We start from the raw sequence: 22,873 nt of genomic DNA, 5'->3' as shown, positions 1-22,873 counted from the left end.
GTCATCCGCTCAGGGCGCGCAGATGGTCACGCAGCCCGATGCCGTACGACGTGGGCGTACCGTCGTAACCGGAGATCAGGGACGGCCCGGACGAGCAGTCCCAGGTGTTCCAGGTCCAGCCGAGATACGAGAGCCCCCGGTCGTCGAACCACTTCATGACCTGGTCGACGAAGCCGTGCGAGCAGGTGTTCTCACCGACCTCCCCGGCGACCAGCGGCACCTGGGCCGCCACCGGGGCGAGGGTGGAGTTCCAGCAGCTCTCGTTCGCACAGGCGTTGAAGTTGTAGACGTGGTACGCGGCGACGAGATTGCCCGCGGGGTCGTCGGGCCGGTACGTCAGCCACTGGCTCAGGTCGTTGGAGTACGCGAGGCCGCCCGCCAGGATCACGTTCGTGGCGCCGGTGCCGCGCACCGCGTCGACCAGGTCCTGCATGCCGGCGACCTCGTAGCCGATTCCGGGGCAGCTGCCGCCGTCCCGCCAGCACTGCCACGCCTGGGCGGTCGTGGTCGTCGCCCGGTCCGGGTAGGGCTCGTTGAACAGGTCGAACGCCACCGCCGGGTCGTCCTTGAACGTGCTCGCGACCGATGCCCAGAACGACGGCGTGTACTGAGCGTCCGGCATCGGCTTCTGGCAGGTGGCGTGCACGTCGGAGCAGCCGGCGGAGTTGCCGGTGTACTGGCCGTAGGTCCAGTGCAGGTCGAGGACCGGGGTCATGCCGTGCGCCTCGACCCTGGCCACCAGGTCCCTGACGGCGCCGATGTAGTTGGCGCCCGCGTACTCGGGACTGATGTTCGGGAGCCCCAGCCAGCACTCCTCGTTCAGCGGAATGCGGACCGCGTCGGCCTTCCAGTCGGCGATCGCCTGGACGGCCGCGTCGTCGACCGGGCCGTCGAAGACGCCGTGGCCCTGGACGCACATGAACTCGCCGCCGGAGCGGTTCACTCCGAGCAGCCTGCGGGTCGTGCCGCCCGAGTCCACGAGCCTGTTCCCCGAGACGTGCAGGGCCGGTGCGGTGCCCGCCGGGGGAGGCTGGGTCGGGGGCGGCGCCGGCCCGGGGTCGACGTTGCACGCGGTTCCGTTGAGCGTGAACGACGTGGGCACCGGGTTGCTCCCCGTCCAGGAGGCGATGAACCCGGCGCTGACGCTGGCGCCCGTGGCCAGCGAACCGTTCCAGCTCTCGTTGGTCGCGGTCACCGTCGTACCGGACTGGGACCACGTGGCGTTCCAGCCCTGGGTGACCCGCTGGCCGCCCGCGAAGCCGAAGCCGATGCTCCAGCCGCTCACGGCCGCACCGTTGTTGGTGATCTTTACAGCACCCTGGAAGCCGCCGTCCCACTGGCTGGTGACGGAGTAGTCCACCGTGCACGCGGGAGCGGCGCCCGACGCGGTGACGACCGGCGCGACCACGGTGCCCACGAGGGCGACCGCGCCGGCCACGAGTAAGAGTGCTGAACGAGGGGGGTGTCGCATGAGCGACTCCTTGCAGCTCGGGCGCGTCGTGACGGACGCGCCGACTGATGGAATCGCTCCCACTGGTGCAGGTGAAGGTAGCGCCAAGTGACGGGAAAGACCAGAGGAGTCACGGCCTTGCCCGCTCTACCCGCGTCACATCGTTTTCGACTCTTCAAACACCTTGACCGCCCCCACCCCCCTCCCCAATATGGGAGCGCTCCCACTGGTTCAAGGCTTGTTGCTCCTCCCCCACTTCTCCGAGCCGCAAGGAGGAATGAGCACATGGCACCCAGATGGAGACGCCGCGCTGCGCGGCGGCTCCGGACCGCCGTAGTGGCGGCCCTCGCGCTCCCCTTCGCCGTGCCGGCGGGCGGCACGGCCACGGCACACGCGGCGGCGCCCCAGTGCAGTCGACTACAAGACCGACGACTGAGGGCGCCATCGCGGGCGGTGCGACCAACAGCTGGCAGGGCCGGTACGCCTCACCCCCGGCCGGGACGTCCACCTTCTACGGCATGTACTACGACTGGCAGCCCGTCTACCACGACCCGCCGTCCAACCAGTGGTTCGGCTTCCAGGCGTGGTCGATGGAGCGGGTCGCCGAGTACTACCAGCAGACGGGGAACGCCACGGCGAAGGCGATCCTCGACAAGTGGGTGAACTGGGCGCTGTCCGAGACCACCGTCAACCCGGACGGCACCTACCAGATCCCCTCCACCCTCCACTGGTCGGGCCAGCCCGACACCTGGAACCCGTCGAGTCCCGGCTCCAACGGCGGACTGCACGTCACCGTCGCCGACTACACCAACGACGTCGGAGTGGCCGCCGCGTACGCCAAGACGCTGATGTACTACGGTGCCAAGTCCGGTGACACGGCGGCCAAGTCCACGGCGAAGGCACTGCTCGACGGCATGTGGGACCACTACCGCGACGGGCTCGGCATCGCCGTCCCGGAGACCCGCGCCGACTACAACCGCTTCGACGACCCGGTCTCCGTGCCGAGCGGCTGGAGCGGCACCATGCCGAACGGCGACTCCATCACCTCCTCGTCCACCTTCGCCTCACTGCGGTCCTTCTACAAGAACGACCCGGCCTGGTCGAAGATCGAGGCGTACCTCGCGGGCGGTGCCGCGCCCTCCTTCACGTACCACCGGTTCTGGGCCCAGGCGGACATCGCCCTCGCCATGGGCTCGTACGCGGAGCTCCTGGAATAGCCCCGCCAACGCTCCGCGTACCGGGCCGGGCGGACCCCACCCGCACAGGGGTCCGCCCGGTGGGCGGGCCCTACGCGTAGGCGCGCGCGAGGGCGGTCACGGTCGCCGCGACACGGGCGCGCAGTTCCGGCGGCCCCAGGACCTCGATCGCCGTGCCCAGGCGCAGGAACTCGTCGTGTGCGCGCTCGACGGACTCGATGGGGACGGTGGCCACGGTCCAGCCCTCCTCGTCCGTGCGGCCGCCGCTCTCCACGGCACGGGCCGCGGGACCGGTGAGGCTCGCTCCCGGGGCGAGCCGCACGACGGCCTCCCGCCGGTACAGCCGGTCGTGGAAGCCCCGCTGGTACGCCGCCCAGTGCGCGGCCAGGTCGAAGTCCTCCGGCCGGACGAACTCCTCGCCGGTGGCGGCGAGTTCGAGGATCTGGTCGACGCGGAAGGTGCGCGGTCCGGGTCCGGCGACGACGTACCAGCGGCCCGCCTTCAGCACGAGCCCGTACGGTTCCAGGCGGCGCTCCACGTCGGTGGGTTCGCGCCAGCGCCGGTACAGGACGCGCAGCACACGGCTGTGCCAGACCGCGTCGGCGACGGCCGGGAGACAGGGGGCCTCGTCGGCGTCCGCGTACCAGCCCGGGGCGTCCAGGTGGAAGCGGCCGCTGATGCGGTCGGCGTGCGCGCGCAGTTCGGGCGGAAGCGCGGCGCGGACCTTGAGCTGGGCGGCGGCCAGGACGGCGCCGAGGCCCAACTGGGCGGCGGGGCCCGGGGCGCCGGACAGGAACAGCGCCTCCGCCTCGCCCGCGGTCAGCCCGGTGAGGCGGGTGCGGTAGCCGTCGAGGAGCCGGTAACCGCCGGCGTGCCCGGCGTCGCCGTACAGCGGGACACCCGCCGCGTGCAGCGCCTCGACGTCCCGGTAGACCGTGCGCACGGACACCTCCAGCTCCCCTGCGAGCTGGGCGGCGGTCATCCGGCCGCGGGTCTGGAGCAGCAGGAGGATGGAGACGAGCCGGCTGGACTTCACTGACACATGATGTCAGGGAAGGGGTGGGCGCTCCTTGCGGAACGCCCGCAGGGCGAACACCGGGTCGGGGCGCGCCCGGTCCTGGTCCGGAAGCGCCTCCAGGGCCGCCGCCATGCGCTCGGTGAGCGGCGCGCCCGGCGTCAGGGTGGTGAACCAGCCGCGCCTCAGGTCGGCGGCGGCGCCGCGGGGGGTGCGGCCCTGGCCGAGACCGGGGAAACACGCCTGCCCGGACGGGACCAGACCGCACGCGGCGGCGTGGGCCGCGACCGTGTCCGCGGCGTCGCGGGCGGGCCGGCGCGGGCGCGGGGCGAGCACGGCGTCGATGTCGCTGCCCACGTCGTGGGCGGCGGCCTTGTCGACGGTGGTGACGTAGACACCGCCGGGCCTCAGCACCCGGGCGCACTCGGCCAGCACGGCCCGCACGGCCTCGGGACCGTCGACGAGATGGAGCAGCCATATACTCGTGACCGCGTCGAACGTGCCGTCGCGGAACGGCAGCCGGCGGCTGTCGGCGAGGACGACGGCGCAGGGCAGCCGGGCCGCGGCCCGGCGTGTCATCGCGTACGCCAGGTCGGTGCCGGTCACCCGCAGCCCGGGCCGTCCCGCGGCGAGCCTCCGGGTCACGATCCCCGTCCCGCAGGCGACGTCGAGCAGTCGGCGCGCCCCCTCGGGTATCAGCCCGAGCACGGCGTCCGCGGCCGCCGCCGCCCGGGGTTCACCCCCGCGGGTCGCGTCGTACGCCGCGGCCTCCTTGTCGTAGTCGAGCATGGTGCGCCCGTTCACTGCGCCCCGTGCCCGGGCGCCAGCTCCTCCACCCTGCGGGCCAGGTCCAGGTCCCGCTCGGTGACGCCGCCCGCGCTGTGCGTGCTCACGGCCAGGGAGACGGTGTTGTAGCCGAGGGTGAGGTCGGAGTGGTGGTCGAGCTCCTCCTGGACCTGGGCGATGTGCACGACCATCGCGGTCGCCGCGAGATGCGAGCCGAGCCGGTAGGAGCGGGTGATCCGGTCGCCCTCGAACGACCAGCCCGGCAGCTTCGCCAGCCGGTCCTCGACCTCCTCCTGCGACAGCGGTTCGACGGGCATGACCGGCTCCTTCCGTGCGGCGCGGGGGGTTGGGCCCGCCCACCCTGTCACATCCCCTCGGCGCGGCTTCGTACGCGCGCCCGTGCCGTCAGTGTCGTACGCATTCCGCGGCGAGGTCGTCCGCCACCACGGCGATGGCGGCGCGCCCCTCGACGGCCTGCAGCCACTCCTGCGGCAGCCGCTGGTCGCCGTGCCGGGCGCCGAGGAGGTTGCCGCAGATGGCGCCGGTGGAGTCGCTGTCACCGGAGTGGTTGACGGACAGCAGGAGGGCCCGGCGGACGTCCGGCTCGGCGAGGGCGCAGTACACGGCGATGGCCAGCGCCTCCTCGGCGATCCAGCCCGCGCCGAGCGTCTCGACCCGCTCCGCCGTCGGCGCGCCCTCGGCGGCCAGGCCGAGGGCGCGGTCCAGCGCGGCCGTGGTCTCCTCGTGCCCGGGGTGGCGGGCCAGCAGCCGCTGCGCGCGCAGCACGGCGCCCTCCAGGGAGTCACCCTCGACGAGGTGCGCCACGATCGCGGCGAAGGCGCCCGCGGAGTAGTAGCCGGTGGGGTGGCCATGGGTCGTCTGGGCGCAGCGCGCGGCCATCGCGAACGCGGTGCCGGCGCTCGCCCGGGTCAGGCCGAAGGGCGCCGAGCGCATGACCGCTCCGCAGCCCTTGGAGTCGGAGTTGACGGGCCCGGGCCGCCCCAGCGCGGCCCCCGGGTCGGGGACGAAGTCCTGGGCGAGTCCGGACAGGCAGGCGTTGCCGGGGGCGCGGCGCGCGTACAGCCAGGGCTGTGCGGCGAGGCCGTCACGGGCCCCCGCGGGCGGGCCGGGCAGGCGCTGGGTGTCGAGCCAGCGGCCGTAGGCGTCCCGGACCAGCCGGGACCATCCGCCGCCGATGCCCTTGTGCCGCTCCCGCTCGTGTGCCTGCAGGAGCCCCTCCGCGGTGAACAGGGTCATCTGGGTGTCGTCGGTGACCCGGCCCACGACGCCCTCGCCGTCGGCCGTCAGCCCGCTGACGCCCTGGGCTCCGTGTGCGGCCCGGATACGGTCCAGGGAGGCGAACTCGACGGGATACCCGAGGGCGTCACCGATGGCGCCCCCGAGGAGACAGCCGCGCACCCGGGCCCGGTAGATCGCCGTGGCCTCCCAGGACGGGGTGAGCCGGTCGTCCATGTACCACTCCTCGACTACGGTCGTCCTATGACCATTGTCGCGTCCGGCGCCGACGCCTCGTCACCGGCCCCTCCCGGCCCGGCCGTCGGTCCGCTGCTGCGCGGGTGGCGGGAGCGGCGACGGGTCAGCCAGCTGGAGTTGGCGCTGCGGGCCGGCTCGTCGGCGCGGCACATCAGCTTCATCGAGACGGGCCGGTCGCGGCCGAGCGAGGAGATGGTGCTGCGGCTCGCCGAGCACCTGGACGTGCCGGTCCGCGAGCGCAACGCGCTGCTGCTGGCCGCCGGGTACGCCCCGCGCTATCGGGAGACACCGCTGGACGACCCGTCGATGGACGCACTGCGGGCGGGCGTGGAGCAGCTGATCCGGGGATACGAGCCCTATCCGGCGCTGGTGGTGGACGCCGGGTACGACGTGGTGGCGGCGAACCGCGGCATCACGATGCTTCTGGAGGGCGTCCCGGACCATCTGCTCGCCCCGCCCCTGAACGCGATGCGCCTCACGCTGCATCCCGAGGGCCTGGCCGGGCGCATCCGCAATCTGCGTGAGTGGCGCGACCATCTGCTGGCGCAGATGGACCGGCAGATCGCGCTGCAGCGCTCGGCCGCCCTGCGCGCGCTGTACGAGGAGGTGGCGGCGTATCCGGTACCCGACCGGAGCGGACCCGGGCCGGACGGCACGGTGCCCCACTTCGCGCTGCCGATGCAGATCGAACACGACGGCCGGGTGCTGTCGTTCGTCTCGTCGATCGCCACCTTCAACACGCCGATGGACGTGACGGTGGCGGAACTGGCCATCGAGACGTTCCTGCCCGCCGACCCGGCGACGGTGAAGTACCTTCGTTCACTGGGCTTGTGACGTCCCATCAGTGCTGCGACTCGGGGCCGGGTCGTCGCTCCCTCCGGGCGCCGGGTCGCCGCTCCCTCCGGGGGCCGGGTCGTCGTCGCGGCGGCGGCGCCGCACGGCTCCTGCGATCAGGGCCCCCGTGCCCCAGATCGCTCCGACACCGGTCATGAAGCCGACGATCACGCCCCAGCCCCCTCTGAGCCAGTCCCAGAGGGACGGGAAGAAGCCGCGGGGGGAGGCGGCGGCCTGCGCCTGCAGTTCGACCGGCTTCTCGAACAGGACGGCGTCCGAGTCGCGGTAGTACGAGGTGACCGTGAGGCTCAGGGTCACCGTGCCCGCCCGGTGCGGGGTGATCCACCAGACCCACTCGGCACGGTCCTTCGGGGTCAGGACGGGCTGCCGCCGCGACGAGTTGGTCATGCACCCGGCGTCGCCGTGGCAGGCGAGCCGGACGCCGATGTCGGCCCCGGCGTACACCGTGGAGTCCGGCCTGCCGTCGTCCGGTGCCGGCCGGCCGCCCGAGACGACGACCCTGAACCGGGTCTCCCGGCCCGCCTCGAAGTGCAGTCGGTGCACGTCGTCGTAGGTGACATGGCCCTTGAACAGGGTCCTGCGCGCGCCGTCCAGGGCTTCGACGTAGGTCTGCTGAGTCTGCGGCGGTCCCGAGCCCGGCGGCGTTCCCCTCGACGGCATCCACCAGACCGACGTGACCAGCAGGCCCGCGGCGGCCAGCAGGCCCAGCACGACCCACAGGCGGGCCGGCGGACCCGTCGCCGCCCCCAGGGATGCCTCCCCACGCTGCTTCACGGCCCCCGACTTGGCCATGTCCTGCCCCTTCCCCCGTCTCCCCCGGCATCCGCAGGCCCCCCGGACCCGGCCGCCCGGAAGCATTGTGGACCCTCAACCCATGAGACCTTCACCGGAACATGCCACACTGCTCACGTTGTCCGGCGCGTAGGGGAGGCGTGGCGTGAGTGAGCGGCGTCCTGCGCCCACCGTGGGCCAGGTGGTGCTCGGGCGGCGGTTGCAGGAGCTGAGGGAGGTCGCCGGGCTCAAGCGCGAGGAGGCGGCACAGGTGCTGCGCGTCGCCCCGGCGACCGTGCGGCGCATGGAGACCGCCGAGGTCGCGCTGAAGATCCCGTATGTGCAGGTGCTGCTCACCACGTACGGTGTGTCCGACGAGGAGGTCGCCGCCTTCGTCCGGCTCGCCGAGGAGGCCAACCGGCCCGGCTGGTGGCAGCGCTACCACGACGTGCTGCCCGACTGGTTCAGTCTGTATGTGAGCCTGGAGGGCGCCGCCCGCATCATCCGGTCGTACGAGCCGCACTTCGTGCCCGGGCTGCTGCAGACCGAGGAGTACGCGCGCGCCGTGCTGGAGGCCGGGACCGTCGGGCACGCCCGCCCGCAGGACATCGAGCGGCACGTGGCCCTGCGCCTGGCCCGGCAGAAGCTGCTCGCCCGGGAGAACCCGCCCCACCTCTGGGTGATCATGGACGAGACGGTGCTGCGGCGCCCGGTGAGCATCCGCTCCGAGGTGATGCGCGAGCAGCTCGACCGGCTTCTTGATGCCACCGAGAACCCCAGGATCACCCTTCAGGTCGCGGAGTACGCCGCCGGCCCGCACCCGGGCACCTACACCCCGTTCGTGCTGTTCCGCTTCGCGGAGCCGGAACTGCCCGACATGGTCTACAGCGAGTACCTGACCGGCGCGCTCTACCTCGACTCGCGCGCCGAGGTGGCCATGCACCTGGAGGTTCTGGACCACATGTCCGCGAAGGCGGCCTCCGTCCAGCGCACGAGAGCGGTCCTGCGGGAGTACCGCGACGCCTTCTGACCCTTCAGGAACACGCCCGCCTTCCCGGGCACGTCACCCAAGGAGCAACCGCATGACCACCGAACGTGAGGCAGCGCCCGCCCGTGTCGACACCGGCCGGCCCCACCCCGCGCGGGTCTACGACTGGTGGCTGGGCGGCAAGGACAACTACCCCGTGGACGAGGAGCTGGGCCGGAGGATCCTCGCCGCGGATCCGACCGCACGGCGCGGCGCGCGCGCCAACCGCCGGTTCATGCAACGGGCCACGCGGACGCTGGCGGAGGAGGGCGTGCGCCAGTTCCTCGACATCGGCACGGGCATCCCCACCGAGCCCAACCTGCACCAGGTCGCGCAGGCGGTGGACCCCGGGGCGCGGGTGGTGTACGCCGACAACGACCCGATCGTGCTGCGGCACGCCGAGGCGCTGCTGCACGGCACGGCGGAGGGCACCACCGACTACGTCCACGCGGACGCCCGCGACCCGGAGGCCATCCTCGGACAGGCCGCCGAGTCCCTCGACTTCGGGCAGCCGGTCGCGCTGTCACTGGTCGCGCTGACCCACTACCTCGGCGACGAGGTCCACGGTCTGCTCGCGCGCTACGTCGAGGCCCTCGCTCCCGGGAGCTGTCTGGTCCTGTCGCAGGTCACCTCCGATCTGAACCCCGAGGCGGTCGAGAAGGCCGCCGGGCTGTTCCGGCAGAGCGGCACACCCTTCTTCCCCCGCTCCCTCGCCGAGTTCTGGCGCTTCTTCGAGGGGCTGGAGCTGCTGGGCCCCGGGGTGATCCCCGTCTCCGGGTGGCGGCCGGACCCGGAGGACGTGGCCGCCCAGGCGGAAGGCATCGTGCCGGTGTACGCGGGAGTCGCGCGCAAGTCCTGAAGCGGAGCGGGCCCCTCACTCCGCGAGCGGGCCCTTCACTCCGCGCGCGGGACCGACCCTTCGCGCGCGGGACCGTCCCTCCGCCGCCCGGTCCCTCAGGCGGCCCCGCCCCTGGAGTCCTTGTCGTCGTCGACGATCTCCGCGTCCACCACGCCCTCCTCGCCGGGGCCGCCCTCTTCGGGGCCCTGTTCGCCGCCCGGGCCGCCGGAGGCGGACGGCTGGGCCTGGGCGTACATGGCCTGCCCCATCTTCTGGCTGACGGTGGCGAGCTTCTCGATGCCGGCCCGCAGCGCGGCCGTGTCGGGCTCGCCTCCCAGCAGTTCCTTCAGTTCGGTGGCCGCGGCCGTCACCTCGCCCCTGGTGTCCGCCGGAATGCGGTCCTCGTTCTCCCGTACGAACTTCTCGGTCTGGTAGACGAGTTGTTCGGCCTGGTTCCGGGTCTCCGCGGTCTCCCGGCGCCTGCGGTCCTCCTCGGCGTACTGTTCCGCGTCGCGCACCATCCGGTCGATGTCGTCCTTGGGGAGCGCGGAGCCCCCGGTGACCGTCATCTTCTGTTCCCGGCCCGTCGCCAGGTCCTTCGCGGAGACGTGCATGATCCCGTTCGCGTCGATGTCGAAGGCCACCTCGATCTGCGGCACCCCGCGCGGTGCGGGCGGCAGCCCGGTCAGGTCGAAGACGCCGAGCTTCTTGTTGTACGCGGCGATCTCCCGCTCGCCCTGGTACACCTGGATGCCCACCGACGGCTGGTTGTCCTCGGCGGTGGTGAAGATCTCCGAACGCCGCGTCGGGATGGTCGTGTTGCGCTCGATGAGCTTGGTCATGATGCCGCCCTTGGTCTCGATGCCGAGCGACAGCGGGGTGACGTCGAGCAGCAGCACGTCCTTGACGTCGCCGCGGATGACCCCGGCCTGGAGGGCCGCACCCACGGCCACGACCTCGTCCGGGTTGACGCCCTTGTGCGGGTCCTTGCCGGTCAGTTCCCTGACCAGATCGGTGACGGCGGGCATCCGGGTCGAGCCGCCGACGAGGATGACGTGGTCGATCGCGGCGACCTTCACGCCCGCGTCCTTGACCGCCTGGTGGAAGGGGGTCCGGCAGCGGTCGAGCAGATCGGCGGTGAGTTCCTGGAACTGAGCGCGCGTCAGCTTCTCGTCGAGGTGCAGCGGCCCCTCGGCGGAGGCGGTGATGTAGGGGAGGTTGACGGTCGTCTCGGAGGAGCTCGACAGCTCGATCTTCGCCTTCTCGGCGGCCTCGCGCAGGCGCTGCACCGCCATCTTGTCGTGTCCGAGGTCGATGCCGTACTGGCCCTTGAAGCGCTGTGCGAGATGGTCCACGATCCGCTGGTCCCAGTCGTCGCCGCCCAGGTGGGTGTCGCCGTTGGTGGCCTTGACCTCGATGACGCCGTCGCCGATCTCCAGGAGGGACACGTCGAAGGTGCCGCCGCCGAGGTCGAACACGAGGACCGTCTGCTCCTCGCCGCGGTCGAGCCCGTACGCGAGGGCCGCGGCCGTCGGCTCGTTGATGATCCGCAGGACCTTCAGCCCCGCGATCTCCCCGGCCTCCTTGGTGGCCTGCCGCTGGGCGTCGTCGAAGTACGCGGGCACGGTGATCACCGCGTCGGTGACGTCCTCGCCCAGATACGCCTCGGCGTCCCGCTTCAGCTTCTGCAGGACCCGGGCCGACAGCTCCTGCGCCCGGTAGCGGGTGCCGTCGATGGACCCCTTCTCCGGGAAACGCCAGTTCGCGTCGCCCATGTGCCGCTTCACCGAGCGCGCGGTGCGCTCCACGTTCGTCACGGCCTGCCGCTTGGCGACCTCGCCCACGAGCACCTCGCCGTTCTTGGCGAAGGCCACGACCGACGGGGTGGTCCGCGCCCCCTCGGCGTTGGCGACGACGGTGGGCTCACCACCCTCCAGAACGGCCACCACCGAGTTCGTCGTGCCGAGATCGATCCCGACCGCACGTGCCATCGCTGTCCCCTTCCGCCAGGGAGGTTCCCGCAATCCATCACAAAACTTGAGTGGCCCCTTGTCAATGCCCCGATCGGTCCACGCGGCTTCCGCCCCGTCCTTTTCGCGTACCCGGAAACGGCGGTGCCGCGCCCCCTCGCGACGGGCGCGGCACCGAAGGACGGACCACGGTCAGGCGAGCTTGGCCGACAGCGTGATCGTGGTACCGGCCAGGGCCTGGCTGACCGGGCAGTTCTTCTTGGCCTCCTCGGCGGCGGCGACGAAGGTGTCCTCGTCGACGCCGGGGACCGTGCCCTCGACGGTGAGGTGGATGCCCGTGATGCCCTCGCCCGGCTGGAAGGTGACGTCGGCCGAGGTGACGAGCCTGGCGGGCGGGGTACCCGCGCCGGCCAGGCCGTGCGACAGCGCCATGGAGAAGCAGCTGGAGTGGGCGGCGGCGATCAGCTCCTCGGGGCTGGTCCTGCCGTTCGCCTTCTCGGCGCGCGACGGCCACGACACCGGCTGCTCGCCGATGCCGGAGGAGTCGAACGTGACGACGCCGTTCCCCTCGAGCAGATTGCCTTCCCAGACGGTGTGTGCGGAGCGCGTGGTTGCCACGGTTCTTCCTTTCGGTAGGGGCCCGTTGCCGGGTTCCGTGCCCACCATCCGATCACACATCGCCCCGTGGCACCCGGCTCACCGCACCCGGAACACCGGCCCGCGCGCGGTGAACGGAAGCCGGGCGCCCCGCGGAATCGGGCAGGCGGGTTCTCGGGCGGCGCGCGGGGAGCGCCGCGGCCACGTCAGGCGGCGCGTTCGTCCTCGTTCCCGCCCGCGGTCAGCGGTACTCGGGGGCCGCCGCACTCGCGCAGCCAGCGCCGGAAGACATGGTGGAGCCGCTCCGCGCCGACGAGTTCGGCACCGTCGGGGGCCGGGTCGGACAGTGCCACCGGCGACAGCAGGAACGGCCGCCCCTGGGCGCCGCCGAGTCCGCCGTGGGAGCCGATCTGCTCCTCGAACGCGAGGACTTCGCCCTGGACGGGGTCGCACCAGGAGTTGACCATGATGTCGGCGGCGTGCGGGAAGGCGTGTGTGCGGCGCACGGCGTCGGCGGCGCCGGGCCCGAAGGGGGCGAGCGGTCCGGCCCCGTCGGCGAGCCGGCCGACCGGGATCTGCACGCCGTGCGCCCCGAGCACCACCCCGCCGTGCTCCTCGCTGCGCACCAGGACGAAGCCGATGCCGGGGTGGTTGGCGAGCGTCGACAGCAGCGCGGGGTGGCGCAGGTCGATCTCCTCCTTGCTCATCCGGTGCGGCACGTCCGGGAAGGAGATGAGCCCGAGGTTGCCCGAGGCCAGCACCAGGGGCTCGGAGCGGCGTGCGGGACGGTGCTCCTCGCCGCTCTCCTCGACGGGCCGGTGCAGTGCGGCCCGGACCGCCGCGCGGGCCTCGGCTCCGCTGTGGGTGCGCTCCGCCCTGCGCGGCACGGGCAGCCCGCAGCCGGCCCGCACCAGATTGGCGAGGCTGAGGCCGTAGCGGCCCTGGAAGGTCTCGCCGGGGCTCTGGCCGTGGTCGGACAGGACGACGATCCGGTACGGGCGCGGAGCGTGCTCGGCGACCTGCGCGAGCAGCGCCAGCGAGCGGTCCAGCCGGTGCAGGACCTTCTCGGCGTCGCGGCTGTGCGGGCCCGAGTGGTGGGCCACTTCGTCGTACGCCACCAGGTCCGCGTAGACCGCGGTGCGCCCGGCGAGCATGTCGCCGATCACCGCGGCGACGACGACGTCCCGTTCGACGACGGTGGCGAAGGCGCGGACGAAGGGGTAGAGGCCGCCGCGGCCGACGCGGGGCCGCTGCTTCCTCAGGCGTGCCAGGGTCGACTGCCCGACCTCGCGGCCGGCGTCGGCGACGAACGACATGGCGGTGCGGACGGCGTTGGCGGGGTCGCTGAAGTACGCGAAGTAACCGGAGCGGGAGCGGTTCTCCTTCCCGCGCCGCGCGGAGACGGACAGCACCAGGGCCAGCTGGCCGGCGCCGCCGCTGAAGAGGTTGCCGCGGCTCGCGCCGTCCGCGGTGAGGAGTCCGCCGTCACCGGTCCGCGCCACGGCCCGGCGCTGCAGTTCGGCGGCGCTCGTCGGCCGGTTGCAGACGACGACCTCGCGCTGCTCCTTCTCGTACCACCGGAAGGCCGGGACATCGTGGTTGGAGCCGTGCAGGATGCCGAGCTGGCTGGCGCCCGTCTGGCTGGACCAGTCGGTGCGCCAGGCGGTGAGCCGGTGCGTGGGCCCGCGGCCGTCGCGGGAGGCGAGCCAGGAGGCGACGGTGGGCATGATCCCCTTGTCGACGGCCGCCCGGAGCACATCGTGCCCCACCCCGTCGAGCTGGACGAAGAGGGCGCCCGGGATGGCGGGCCCGGCCTTCTGACCGGCGCGTCCGCGGCGCCGGTCGGCGAGCCGGTACAGCCGCCTGCGGTAGGCGTCGTCGTCCCGTACGGCCAGGGCGGCGCCGGTCGCCGAGGCGACCGCGGACATCGCCGCGGCGACCACCACGGCGGTCTCGGGCGCCGCCTCGCCGCGCCCGGAGGGGTTGATGCGGAGCGCGACCAGCAGCAGGGACCCGTTGAGGAAGAAGACGAGCAGCCCGAGGACGAGCGCGGGCACGAGCAGCAGCAACCGCACCAGCAGGGGCCACACCAAGGAGGACAGCAGACCGAAGACCCCGGCGCCCACCGCGGCGGTCACGGCGACGCGGGTCACGCTGTCGCCGCCCGCGGACTCCAGCCGGAAGTCGGGCAGGGCCGCGGCGAGGGCCAGCATCGTGACGGTGGACGCGGCCCACACGGTGATGCTGCGCCACACCCCGCTGAGCACGCTCCGCCACCGCCGGCGCACCACACCACACCTCACGTTCCGGCCCGGTCGGTCCCCGAGGGCCCCTCCCCACCTTGTCACACCGGCCGGGAGGCCGCGTCACACCGCCCGGGACCGCCGAAGCCCCGCCCCGTCCCGGTCCGCGGCGGCCGCCACCGGGTCATCGCCCGTCGTAGCCCGCCGTCGGCATCGACAGACGGCGGTGCACCCGGGCCTTCATCTGGGCGTCGTACGAGGGTTCCGCGCGGCCGACCGTCTCGACGCGGACGCCCCGGCGCGCGCACTCCGCGGTGAACTCGTCCACGGAGGCCAGGGCCAGCTCCAGGACGCGCCGGCTGGGGGCGACGAACAGGTCGACCAGGCCCGCCTCCACGTCCGACCACAGGGCGTTGTGATCGGGGCGCAGGCCGCGTACGAGGAGTTCCCGTGTCACCACGTACCCCCGCTCGGCCGCCCAGCGCGCGCACATCGCGTGCTGGCCCCGGGAGTCGACGAGGAAGGGGTTCGCCTCCAGCTCCTCCAGCGGCGTCAGGCTGGCGATCGCCGTGACCCGGACCGCGCCGGGCCGGCCGGAGGCGCCGCGCGTGCCGGAGTCGCCGTCCGCATCTCCCATGGAGTCCCCCTCACCTCAGGGTTTCGCCGCCGACCCTACTCCTGCCCGTACGCTCGGGGGAGTCGCACGAAGGAGGCAAGGGAGTGCCGGTGGAGATCACATGGTGGGGCCACGCCACCTGCACGCTCCAGGACTCCGGTCTGCGCGTGCTGACCGACCCCCTGTTCACGCCCCGCCTCGCGCATCTGCGCCGGCGGCGCGGCGCCCCGCCGCCCGCCGAGGCGGCGCTCGCGGACGTCGCGCTCGTCTCGCATCTGCACGCCGACCATCTGCATGTGCCGTCGCTGGCCCGGCTGACGCCCGGCACCCGGGTCCTGGTGCCGCGCGGCGCTCCGGGCCAGGTGCCAGGGCTGCGCCGGCTCGGCCATCTGCGGCTCACGGAGGTACTGCCCGGCGACCGGGTGCGGGTCGGTGACCTGGTCGTACGGGTCGTACCGGCGCGGCACGACGGCCGCCGGCTGCCGTTCGGGGCGCACCGTTCCCCGGCCCTCGGGTTCGTCGTCGAGGGTGCCGCGCGCACGTACTTCGCCGGGGACACCGGTCTGTTCGAGTCGATGGCCGAGGAGGTCGGACCGGTCGACGTGGCACTGCTGCCGGTCGGCGGCTGGGGACCGTACCTCGGGGAGGGGCATCTGGACGCGGGGCGCGCGGCGCGTGCGCTGGCCCGGCTGATGCCGCGCAGCGCGGTGCCGGTGCACTACGGCACGTACTGGCCGATCGGCATGGACGCCGTGCGCCCCCATGAGTTCCATGCGCCGGGTGATGAATTCGTGCGCCTCGCCGCGCAACGCGCGCCCGAGGTGACGGTGCATGTGCTCTCCCACGGCGAGAGTGTCCGTCCGGAGGCAGCCCGGTGATGTTCCTCGGCGCCGCGAGCACCGCCGTGCCCCCGGAGTCCACCCAGCAGGCGGTCGGCTATCCGTCGCTGTTCCTGCTGGTGCTGATCGGTGCCCTGGTGCCGGTCGTGCCGACCGGTGCCCTGGTCAGTTCGGCGGCGGTCGTCGCCCTCCACCACACCGCCCCGCTCGCGCTCACGCTGGTCTTCCTCATCGCCTCGCTCGCGGCCTTCCTGGGGGACGTCACGCTGTACTGGCTGGGCCGGCGCGGGATGCGGTCGAAGAACGGTTCCCGCTGGCTGGAGACGATCCGCGACCGCGCCCCCGAGGACCGGCTGGCCCAGGCGCAGGCGAAGCTCGGCGAGCACGGCATCGCGGTGCTCACCGTCTCCCGGCTCGTCCCGGCGGGCCGCATCCCGGTGATGCTCGCCTGTCTGATGGCCCGGATGCCGCTGTGCCACTTCGTCCGCGGCGACGCCCCGGCCTGCCTCGCCTGGGCCCTGACCTACCAGCTGATCGGCATCCTCGGCGGCGCCCTGTTCCCGGAGCCGTGGCAGGGCGTGCTGGCGGCGGTCGCGCTGGCGCTCGCGATCAGCGCGGCGCCCGGTGTCTGGCGCAGGATGCGCCGCACCCCCACCCCGTGAGCGCGGGGCCCGGCTCACTCCAGCACGCGTGACGCGCCCACCGGCAGGTCCCACAGGTCCTCGCGGGCCAGCCCCGCCTCCTCCCACGCGGCCCGCACCCGCGTCAGCGGTTCCAGGACCGGCTCCGCCGACAGCACGAACGTGCCCCAGTGCATGGGCGCCATCCGCCGCGCGCCGAGGTCGGCCGTCGCCCGGACCGCCTCCTCCGGATCGCAGTGGACGTCGCTGAGCCACCAGCGGGGGTCGTACGCGCCGATCGGCATGAGCGCCAGGTCGATTCCGGGGTAGCGGCGGCCGATCCGCTCGAACCAGTGGCCGTATCCCGTGTCGCCCGCGAAGTACACGCACCGTCCGTCGGGTGCCGTCAGCATCCAGCCGCCCCACAGCGACCGGCAGGTGTCGGTGAGGGTGCGCTTGGACCAGTGGTGGGCGGGGACGAAGTCGAAGCGGACCCCGCCCAGTTCGGCGCCCTCCCACCAGTCCAGCTCGGTGACCCGGGTGAAGCGGCGCCGCCGGAACCAGGGGGCGAGCCCGGCCGGTACGAACATCGGTGTGCCGGACGGGAGCCGGCGCAGGGTCGGGGCGTCCAGGTGGTCGTAGTGGTTGTGGCTGATGACGACCGCGTCGATGTGCGGCAGGGCGCTCCACGCGATGCCGGCGGGGGTGATCCGGGGCGGCGTGCCGAGGATCCGGCGGGACCAGACCGGATCGGTGAGGACGGTCAGCCCGCCGATCCGCACCACCCAACTGGCGTGCCCCGCCCAGGACACGGCGACGGTGCGCGTGCCGGCGCGCGGCAGGGGGCCGGGCTCGTACGGCAGCAGGGGGATGTCCTTGAGGCCCTCGGGCCCGGGCCGCACCGCTCCTTCGCGGGCGAAGCGGGCGAACGCCTTGAGGCCGGGCAGGGGGGCGGTCAGCCGGTCCGCGAAGGAGCGCGGCCAGATACGGCGCTCGCCGAGCGGACGCGGCTCGGCGAGCGGCGGGAGCGGGGTCGCCGGCCCGGGGGCCTCGCTCAGCAAGGACGTGGACGCCGGGTCTCCGGGGTACCGGGTCGCCGGAGCGGCATTCGTGGTCGGCTCGGACTGCTGCGTCATCGAGGAGGCTCCCGTCGCTGAGCGTCGTCGCGTAGATCGTCGAAGACCGATCCCAAGAGGATCAACGCGCGTTGCACGTGTGGCAGTTCCAACGGCGCGGGTGAGAGAAGGCACTGCGCTCGCTCCTCGGCGGTGGCGCCGAGCAGGGGGCCGGTGCACAGGCGGACGCGAAGCGCCGCCAGGTCGTCCCCGAAGCGGTGGCCCCCGGGTGCGGGCATGCCGAGCCGGGCGGTGAGGAAGTCCTCCAGTTCCTGTGCGTCGCCGACGCCATGCCCGCCGAGCGCCTCACGCAGCGGGTCGAGGTCGGCGTAGAGGTGGCGTCCGGCCTGCGGCGGCCGGGCGAGGGCGCCCGCGGCTACGACGGCACGGTGTACGGCGGCGGCCACGCGCGCGTGCAGCGCGACACCCTCGGTCAGGCGCCGGGCCACGTCGGCGGGCTCGTTGAGGGCGTACGCGGCCGCGGCGGCGACCGGGTCGGCGATCCGGGCACCGAGCGCGGTGAGCACGTCGAGGACGCGGGCGCGCAGCCCGGCGCCGTCAGCAGTGGCCGGGAAGCGGGCGACGGCGGCGGGCCAGCCGGCCGGCAGGAAGGGACCCGCCAGGTCGGTGACGACGGCGACCCGGTCGGGGAGCATCTCGGCCGGGCTGAGCAGCACCGTGTCGTGCGGCCTGTGCAGGGTGTCGCGCCAGGTCTCGTCGCTGACCAGGTGCAGCCCCTCGGTGGCCGCCGCCTCGACGGTCTCGTGCACCAGTTCGGGCGGCGCGACGGTGGCGGTGGGATCGTCGGCGACCGACAGCACCAGCAGACTCGGCTCGCCGCCCTCGGCGCGAATCCTGCGGACGGTCTCCAGCAGCGCGTACGGGTCGGGGACGCCGCCGCACTCCGCCGGTGTCGCGACGTGGAACACGGACCGGCCGAGCGCGCGGACCTGGGGCGCCCACCAGGCGGCGCACGGCCGGGGGACGAGCACGTCGCCGCCGAGTGCGGCGGTGACCGCGACGAGCAGCGCGCCGGCGCCGGGGGCCGCGGTGACCGCGCCGGGCCTGCAGGGCAGTCCGCGCCGGCCGAAGTACCCGCAGGCCGCGTCGAGCAGCGCGGGCGCGCCGCCGCAGGGGCCGGCTCCGTCGCGGTCCGCGGCCTCGGCCAGGGCGGCGGACAGACCCGGCAGGAGGGGCAGTCCGTGGCCGGGCAGGGGCGGACCGTAGCGGACCGGGCCGTGCCCCTCCGGATCCGTCCGCAGCATGGTGCCTCCGCAGCAGTCCGTGAGTGCCGTGACCGTCCGAGTACCCAGGACCGTGCCCCGCCATCGGCGTCCGGCGGGTGGCCCCGGTCACGGAGTCAGCCGGTGCCGGAGGGCCCCCTGGCGAACAGCCGGTGGAGCGCGGCGCCGAGCGCGCCCGCGATCAGCACGCCTCCCACGACGAGTGCCGGCACGGATGCGGTGAAGGAACCGCCCTCCCCCGCATGCACCCCGTGCTGGGCTCCCACGGGCGGCAGCTCCCCCTTGCCCTGCCCGCTCTCCTTCCCCTTCCCCTGCCCCTGGCCCTCGCTCTTCCCCTGCCCCTGGCCCTTCTGCTGCCCCTGGCCCTTCTGCTGCCCCGGCCGATCGCCCTGGCCTCCGCCGCCCTGCTGCTGCCCCTGCCCCTGCGCCTGCCCCTGCGCCTGCGCCTGACCGTCGCCCTGCCCCTGCGCCTGACCGCCGCCCTGCTGCTGCCCCTGCACCCCACCCTGACCCTGACCTTGCCCCTGCACCCCACCCTGACCCGCACCACCCTGCTCCTGGGCCTGACCGCCACCTTGCTGCTGCCCCTGCACCCCACCCTGACCCCCGCCACCCTGACCCTGACCTTGCCCCTGCACCCCACCCTGACCCGCACCACCCTGCTCCTGCGTCTGACCACCACCCTGCTGCTGCCCCTGCACCCCACCCTGATCCCCGCCACCCTGACCCTGCGCCTGTCCGCCGCCCTGCTCCTGCGCCTGTCCGCCGCCCTGCTGCTGCCCCTGCCCCTGCCCTTCGCCCTGCCCCTGCGCCTGACCGCCGTCTTCCTGCCGCGCCTGACCGTCGTCCTCCTGCCGCGCCTGGTCCTCCCCTTCGCGCCCGCCGTCGTCCCGGCTCGCGGTGAAGGAGGCGGTCCACGGCGTCTCGCCTCCGGAGGCCGCCGGGCAGCGGCGGACGGTGTCGCGGTGCACGGCACCGGTCGCGCCCGCGCCACCGCCGTCGGTCCTGCGCAGCCGGGCCGTGCCCCCTTCGAAGCCACGGGAGGTGGCGCGGATGGACTCGGGTGGGGTGCCTCCGGCGGCGTCGCAGGACGCCCGGACGACGGTGTCTCCGGGTGCGGCCCAGCGCGGGCCGGGGTCGGCGGAGGGGTCGGCGGACGCGGGCGGGGCAACCGTGCCCAGCGCGGCTGCGGCCAGAGCGGCGGCGGACAGGACACGGGCACTGCAGCGCATGAGAGGGGCTCCTTCGGCCGGGTTCCCGCGGGGCACGGTCATCGCGCCCCTGACAACCCATCTCAGCCCGCCCGGCCGCGGTCCGCGCGCGGCCCTGCACCATTCGCGCTACCGGCGCCCCCGGGCGGGTGACGGGGGAACCCGCTCCTCCGCCGCTCCGCCGGACAGCGAGACCAGCTCCCGCTCCAGGCCGCGGCCGCGCCGCTGCACCACGACCGCGGCGACGTCGGAGAGTTTCCGGTTGGTGCCCTGGGAGATGCGGCGCAGGACGCCGAAGGCCGCGTCGGCATCGCAGCCGAGGACATGCATCACGATCCCACACGCCTGGTCGACGACGGGGCGCGAGCGCAGTGCGGCGCCGAGCTGGTCGAGCTCGGTGAGCGCGGCACGGTAGGAGCGGTCGCGCACGATGCAGCTCGCGGCGAGGTCGCCGAGCGCCCGGGCGGGACCGCGCGGGGCGTCCTCCAGGGTGCCGGGCCGGAAGCTGTAGAGGCTGAGGGTGACGGTCAGTCCGGAGCGCCGGAAGGGGATCGTGACGCAGGAGCGTACGCCGGCGTCGAGCGCGACCGCCCGGTACGCGGGCCAGCGCTCGTCGCGCAGCAGGTCCGGCGCGTCGACGGCGGCGCCGGACTCCAGTGCGGCGGGGATGGGCCCGTCGCCGGAGCGGAGCTGGACCGAGACGAGTGCGGCGAGATCGGGGTGCGTCACCGCGGCGGGCCGCTCGGCGCCGCCCTCGTCGACCGTGCTGCTGGCCCCGCAGCAGTCGGTGGTGCAGCGTGCGGCCTGTTCCGCGAGCTGCGACAGCCGCCGCCCCGGAAGGGCCGACTCCGGTGACGCCGTTCCCAGCCCGAGACCTTCGGTTTCCGGCATGTCTCACGCCTCCTCGTCGAGCGCCTGCCCGCTCGCCCCCGCGCAAAACAGCGTGCGCGGGTTCCGCCGGAAGCCCCGGTGGGGCACACGTCCGGGTTACGTTCGTCGCATGGCGCAGACGGAGGAATTCGGCGAGGAACTCGAGGATTTCGTACGCCGGGTGGCCGAGCTCAAGGCGGCGCGGTCCATCCCAGCGGGCGACCTGCCCACCGTGCTGGATGCGGCGATATTCGAACTCGACCATGTGGCCGGCCAGTTGTGGCCGTGGTATCAGCGGCTGTCCACGGACGCCCCGGCCCCGGCCGACTCCGGCGAGCGCAGGGAACAGCACCTGCTCAAGGCGCTCTTCCAGCGGCTTCCGCTGCCCGTCGTGCTCGTGGACCGCGAGACGGTGGTGCGCCGGCTGAACTTCGCGGCCACCGCCTTCACCGGGGTGCGCGCCGGCTACGCCACGGGCCGCCCGCTGACCGGGCTGCTGACGCACGCCGACCGGGCCGCCTTCCGTTCGCAGACGGCGGCGGTGGCACGGGGCGAGGGCGATCGCAGCCTGACCGTCCGGCTCCAGCAGCATCCCGCCGCGCCGGTCCGTGCGACGCTCACCGCGCTGCGGCCCAGCGGCGAGCCGCGCCGGACGGTCCTGGTCGTGCTGCAGCCCGCGGACACCGGGGCACCGGCCGGCCGGCACACTCCCGGGGGCGTGCCGAGCCTGACCGAGACCACCCGGCACGCGGCGCTGATGGACCTGCTGGACACGATGACCACGACCCTGCTGACCACGCCCGCGGACGCGGTGCTGGAGCGGGCGGCCCGGGTGCTGCACGGGCGCTTCGCGGACTGGGTGGTGGCCGACGCGGGGTCCGCGCATCTCACCCGCGCCGCCGTCCTGGGGCCCGGTCGCGAGGAGGCGGCCGCGCTCGCCGCGCAGGACCCGGCCTCGTGCCCGCTCGTCGCCGAGGCGTCGCGCGGCGGCGCCACGGCCCTGCATGTGCGGCCCGAGGACCCGGACGCCTTCGGCCGTGATGCCTCGGGCGCCCCGGTCCTCGTCCGCGCGAACGTGACGTCGCTGCTGTGCGTGCCGCTCACCGCGGGGGGCACCGTGTGCGGGGTGCTCACCCTCTTCCGCAGCGGGGCCCGGCTGGCGTTCTCGATGGCGGAGGCCCAGGCGATGGACATGATGTCCCGTCACATCGCGCTGGCCATGGGGGTGCCGGCCTAGGCGGCATCCCTCATCACCTGGTCGCGCAGCCGGTTGCAGCACCGGCTGATCAGGCGGGAGACGTGCATCTGGGAGATGCCGAGGCGTTCGGCGATGCTGCTCTGGGTCATGTCGTCGAAGAACCGCATGTACAGGATCGCGCGCTCACGCTCGGGCAGGGCCCGCAGCCTGGGCTTGACGGCCTCGCGGTCCACGACCGTGTCGAGCGCGGGGTCGGGGTGGCCGAGGGCGTCGGCGAGCGAGTAGCCGTCCTCGCTGCCCGGCAGTTCGGCGTCGAGTGAGAGCGCGGTGAAGCTCTCCAGGGCCTCAAGGCCCACCAGGACCTCCTCCTCGTTCATCCGCGCGTGCTCGGCGATCTCGGCGACGGTGGGCCTGCGGCCCGAGACCGTCTGCGAGAGGTCCTGGCGGGCGAACCGCACCCGGTTGCGCAGGTCCTGGACGCGACGCGGCACGTGCAGGGTCCACATGTGGTCGCGGAAGTGGCGCTTGATCTCCCCGGTGACGGTGGGGACGGCGTAGCTCTCGAAGGCGTGGCCGCGCCCGGGATCGTACCGGTCGACGGCCTTGACCAGGCCGAGCGCCGCCACCTGACGCAGGTCCTCGTAGCTCTCGCCGCGGCTGCGGAAGCGCCCCGCGAGCCGTTCGGCCATGGGCAGCCATGCCTCGACGATCTCGTCGCGGAGTGTGTCGCGCTCCCTGCCCGGGGGGAGCTCGGAGAGCCGGCGGAAGGCGTCGGCGGTGTCAGGGGCGTCGTCGTGGGGGTGGTGCTTCGCGCTCGCTCGGTTTCGCATGGTGCGTCGCAACTCCCTAGCTGGTGCCTTGGGGGACGGTCACCGTGGGAGGGGGCACCCGGGCGGACGGGCACACCCGTGGCAGGGA

Annotated in this window: 21 protein-coding genes and 1 pseudogene; 8 read left to right on the top strand and 14 right to left on the bottom strand. The window is 73.8% G+C overall.

The window, feature by feature from the left end; all coding sequences use genetic code 11:
- Window position 1 precedes the first annotated feature (1 nt).
- On the bottom strand, window positions 2-1,471 hold the full coding sequence (locus ACZ79I_RS33700) for a cellulose binding domain-containing protein (protein WP_471502593.1): 1,470 nt from the start codon (window positions 1,469-1,471) through the stop codon (window positions 2-4).
- A 407-nt stretch (window positions 1,472-1,878) separates the two neighbouring features.
- On the opposite strand from ACZ79I_RS33700, the pseudogene ACZ79I_RS33695 reads away from it, so the two are divergent.
- Window positions 1,879-2,667: pseudogene (locus ACZ79I_RS33695) on the top strand (glycoside hydrolase family 48 protein); the annotation flags it as partial.
- A 70-nt stretch (window positions 2,668-2,737) separates the two neighbouring features.
- Here ACZ79I_RS33695 and ACZ79I_RS33690 read toward each other — a convergent pair.
- The 4 genes from ACZ79I_RS33690 to ACZ79I_RS33675 all read right to left on the bottom strand — a co-directional run bounded on the left by ACZ79I_RS33690 (window position 2,738) and on the right by ACZ79I_RS33675 (window position 5,920).
- Window positions 2,738-3,682, bottom strand: a complete 945-nt coding sequence (locus tag ACZ79I_RS33690; RefSeq protein ID WP_471502591.1) for a helix-turn-helix transcriptional regulator — start codon at window positions 3,680-3,682, stop codon at window positions 2,738-2,740.
- A gap of 12 nt (window positions 3,683-3,694) precedes the next feature.
- Window positions 3,695-4,450 (bottom strand): class I SAM-dependent methyltransferase, encoded by a 756-nt coding sequence (locus tag ACZ79I_RS33685; RefSeq protein ID WP_471505363.1) that lies wholly within the window; start codon window positions 4,448-4,450, stop codon window positions 3,695-3,697.
- Between the two features lie 11 nt (window positions 4,451-4,461).
- Complete coding sequence (locus ACZ79I_RS33680) at window positions 4,462-4,764, bottom strand: 4a-hydroxytetrahydrobiopterin dehydratase (protein WP_471502589.1); 303 nt, start codon at window positions 4,762-4,764, stop codon at window positions 4,462-4,464.
- 88 nt (window positions 4,765-4,852) lie between these two features.
- Window positions 4,853-5,920 (bottom strand): ADP-ribosylglycohydrolase family protein, encoded by a 1,068-nt coding sequence (locus tag ACZ79I_RS33675; RefSeq protein ID WP_471502587.1) that lies wholly within the window; start codon window positions 5,918-5,920, stop codon window positions 4,853-4,855.
- 27 nt (window positions 5,921-5,947) lie between these two features.
- Between ACZ79I_RS33675 and ACZ79I_RS33670 the strand changes: the two genes are divergently transcribed.
- Complete coding sequence (locus ACZ79I_RS33670; protein WP_471502585.1) at window positions 5,948-6,775, top strand: helix-turn-helix domain-containing protein; 828 nt, start codon at window positions 5,948-5,950, stop codon at window positions 6,773-6,775.
- Here ACZ79I_RS33670 and ACZ79I_RS33665 read toward each other — a convergent pair.
- Window positions 6,761-7,588 (bottom strand): hypothetical protein, encoded by an 828-nt coding sequence (locus tag ACZ79I_RS33665; protein WP_471502583.1) that lies wholly within the window; start codon window positions 7,586-7,588, stop codon window positions 6,761-6,763. The genes ACZ79I_RS33670 and ACZ79I_RS33665 overlap by 15 nt on opposite strands.
- Before the next feature lie 145 nt (window positions 7,589-7,733).
- On the opposite strand from ACZ79I_RS33665, the gene ACZ79I_RS33660 reads away from it, so the two are divergent.
- Window positions 7,734-8,597, top strand: a complete 864-nt coding sequence (locus ACZ79I_RS33660; RefSeq protein ID WP_471502581.1) for a helix-turn-helix domain-containing protein — start codon at window positions 7,734-7,736, stop codon at window positions 8,595-8,597.
- A 52-nt stretch (window positions 8,598-8,649) separates the two neighbouring features.
- Complete coding sequence (locus tag ACZ79I_RS33655; RefSeq protein WP_471502579.1) at window positions 8,650-9,453, top strand: SAM-dependent methyltransferase; 804 nt, start codon at window positions 8,650-8,652, stop codon at window positions 9,451-9,453.
- A 95-nt stretch (window positions 9,454-9,548) separates the two neighbouring features.
- On the opposite strand, the gene dnaK is transcribed toward ACZ79I_RS33655, so the two are convergent.
- From dnaK to ACZ79I_RS33635, 4 genes are all read right to left on the bottom strand, one after another.
- The gene (gene dnaK, locus ACZ79I_RS33650) at window positions 9,549-11,423 is read right to left on the bottom strand and encodes a molecular chaperone DnaK (protein ID WP_471502577.1); all 1,875 of its coding nucleotides are present in this window, start codon (window positions 11,421-11,423) and stop codon (window positions 9,549-9,551) included.
- A 171-nt stretch (window positions 11,424-11,594) separates the two neighbouring features.
- Window positions 11,595-12,020 (bottom strand): OsmC family protein, encoded by a 426-nt coding sequence (locus tag ACZ79I_RS33645; RefSeq protein ID WP_471502575.1) that lies wholly within the window; start codon window positions 12,018-12,020, stop codon window positions 11,595-11,597.
- Window positions 12,021-12,205: 185 nt separating this feature from the next.
- Window positions 12,206-14,266, bottom strand: a complete 2,061-nt coding sequence (locus ACZ79I_RS33640) for an alkaline phosphatase family protein (protein ID WP_471502573.1) — start codon at window positions 14,264-14,266, stop codon at window positions 12,206-12,208.
- A 160-nt stretch (window positions 14,267-14,426) separates the two neighbouring features.
- Window positions 14,427-14,879, bottom strand: a complete 453-nt coding sequence (locus ACZ79I_RS33635; RefSeq protein WP_471502571.1) for a hypothetical protein — start codon at window positions 14,877-14,879, stop codon at window positions 14,427-14,429.
- A gap of 83 nt (window positions 14,880-14,962) precedes the next feature.
- Here ACZ79I_RS33635 and ACZ79I_RS33630 point away from each other — a divergent pair, with 83 nt between their 5' ends.
- Together ACZ79I_RS33630 and ACZ79I_RS33625 are read left to right on the top strand one after the other, a co-directional pair.
- Window positions 14,963-15,736 carry an MBL fold metallo-hydrolase gene (locus tag ACZ79I_RS33630; RefSeq protein ID WP_471502569.1) on the top strand — a complete coding sequence of 258 codons (774 nt, stop codon included), beginning with the start codon at window positions 14,963-14,965 and terminating at the stop codon, window positions 15,734-15,736.
- Window positions 15,736-16,359, top strand: coding sequence for a DedA family protein (locus ACZ79I_RS33625; RefSeq protein ID WP_471502567.1), 624 nt, complete (start codon window positions 15,736-15,738; stop codon window positions 16,357-16,359). Before ACZ79I_RS33630 ends, ACZ79I_RS33625 begins: the two co-directional genes overlap by 1 nt.
- Window positions 16,360-16,373: 14 nt before the next feature.
- Here the strand turns inward: ACZ79I_RS33625 and ACZ79I_RS33620 are convergent, their stop codons facing one another.
- Window positions 16,374-17,453: an MBL fold metallo-hydrolase gene (locus ACZ79I_RS33620; RefSeq protein ID WP_471502565.1), complete on the bottom strand. Its 1,080-nt coding sequence runs from the start codon at window positions 17,451-17,453 to the stop codon at window positions 16,374-16,376.
- Window positions 17,450-18,697 (bottom strand): aminotransferase class I/II-fold pyridoxal phosphate-dependent enzyme, encoded by a 1,248-nt coding sequence (locus ACZ79I_RS33615; RefSeq protein ID WP_471502563.1) that lies wholly within the window; start codon window positions 18,695-18,697, stop codon window positions 17,450-17,452. Before ACZ79I_RS33615 ends, ACZ79I_RS33620 begins: the two co-directional genes overlap by 4 nt.
- A gap of 221 nt (window positions 18,698-18,918) precedes the next feature.
- Here ACZ79I_RS33615 and ACZ79I_RS33610 point away from each other — a divergent pair, with 221 nt between their 5' ends.
- On the top strand, window positions 18,919-20,040 hold the full coding sequence (locus tag ACZ79I_RS33610; RefSeq protein WP_471502561.1) for a hypothetical protein: 1,122 nt from the start codon (window positions 18,919-18,921) through the stop codon (window positions 20,038-20,040).
- Here ACZ79I_RS33610 and ACZ79I_RS33605 read toward each other — a convergent pair.
- Window positions 20,017-20,778: an ANTAR domain-containing response regulator gene (locus tag ACZ79I_RS33605; protein WP_471502559.1), complete on the bottom strand. Its 762-nt coding sequence runs from the start codon at window positions 20,776-20,778 to the stop codon at window positions 20,017-20,019. The two genes, ACZ79I_RS33610 and ACZ79I_RS33605, sit on opposite strands and share 24 nt — an antisense overlap.
- Window positions 20,779-20,887: 109 nt before the next feature.
- Here ACZ79I_RS33605 and ACZ79I_RS33600 point away from each other — a divergent pair, with 109 nt between their 5' ends.
- Window positions 20,888-21,994 carry a GAF domain-containing protein gene (locus ACZ79I_RS33600; RefSeq protein WP_471502557.1) on the top strand — a complete coding sequence of 369 codons (1,107 nt, stop codon included), beginning with the start codon at window positions 20,888-20,890 and terminating at the stop codon, window positions 21,992-21,994.
- Here ACZ79I_RS33600 and ACZ79I_RS33595 read toward each other — a convergent pair.
- A complete protein-coding gene (locus ACZ79I_RS33595; RefSeq protein WP_471502555.1) occupies window positions 21,991-22,785 on the bottom strand; it encodes an RNA polymerase sigma factor SigF in 795 nt (264 codons plus the stop codon). The genes ACZ79I_RS33600 and ACZ79I_RS33595 overlap by 4 nt on opposite strands.
- Window positions 22,786-22,873: the final 88 nt, after the last annotated feature.

This window comes from Streptomyces sp. PSU-S4-23 (genome assembly GCF_055632315.1).
This window is presented reverse-complemented; position numbering and strand designations above follow the sequence as displayed.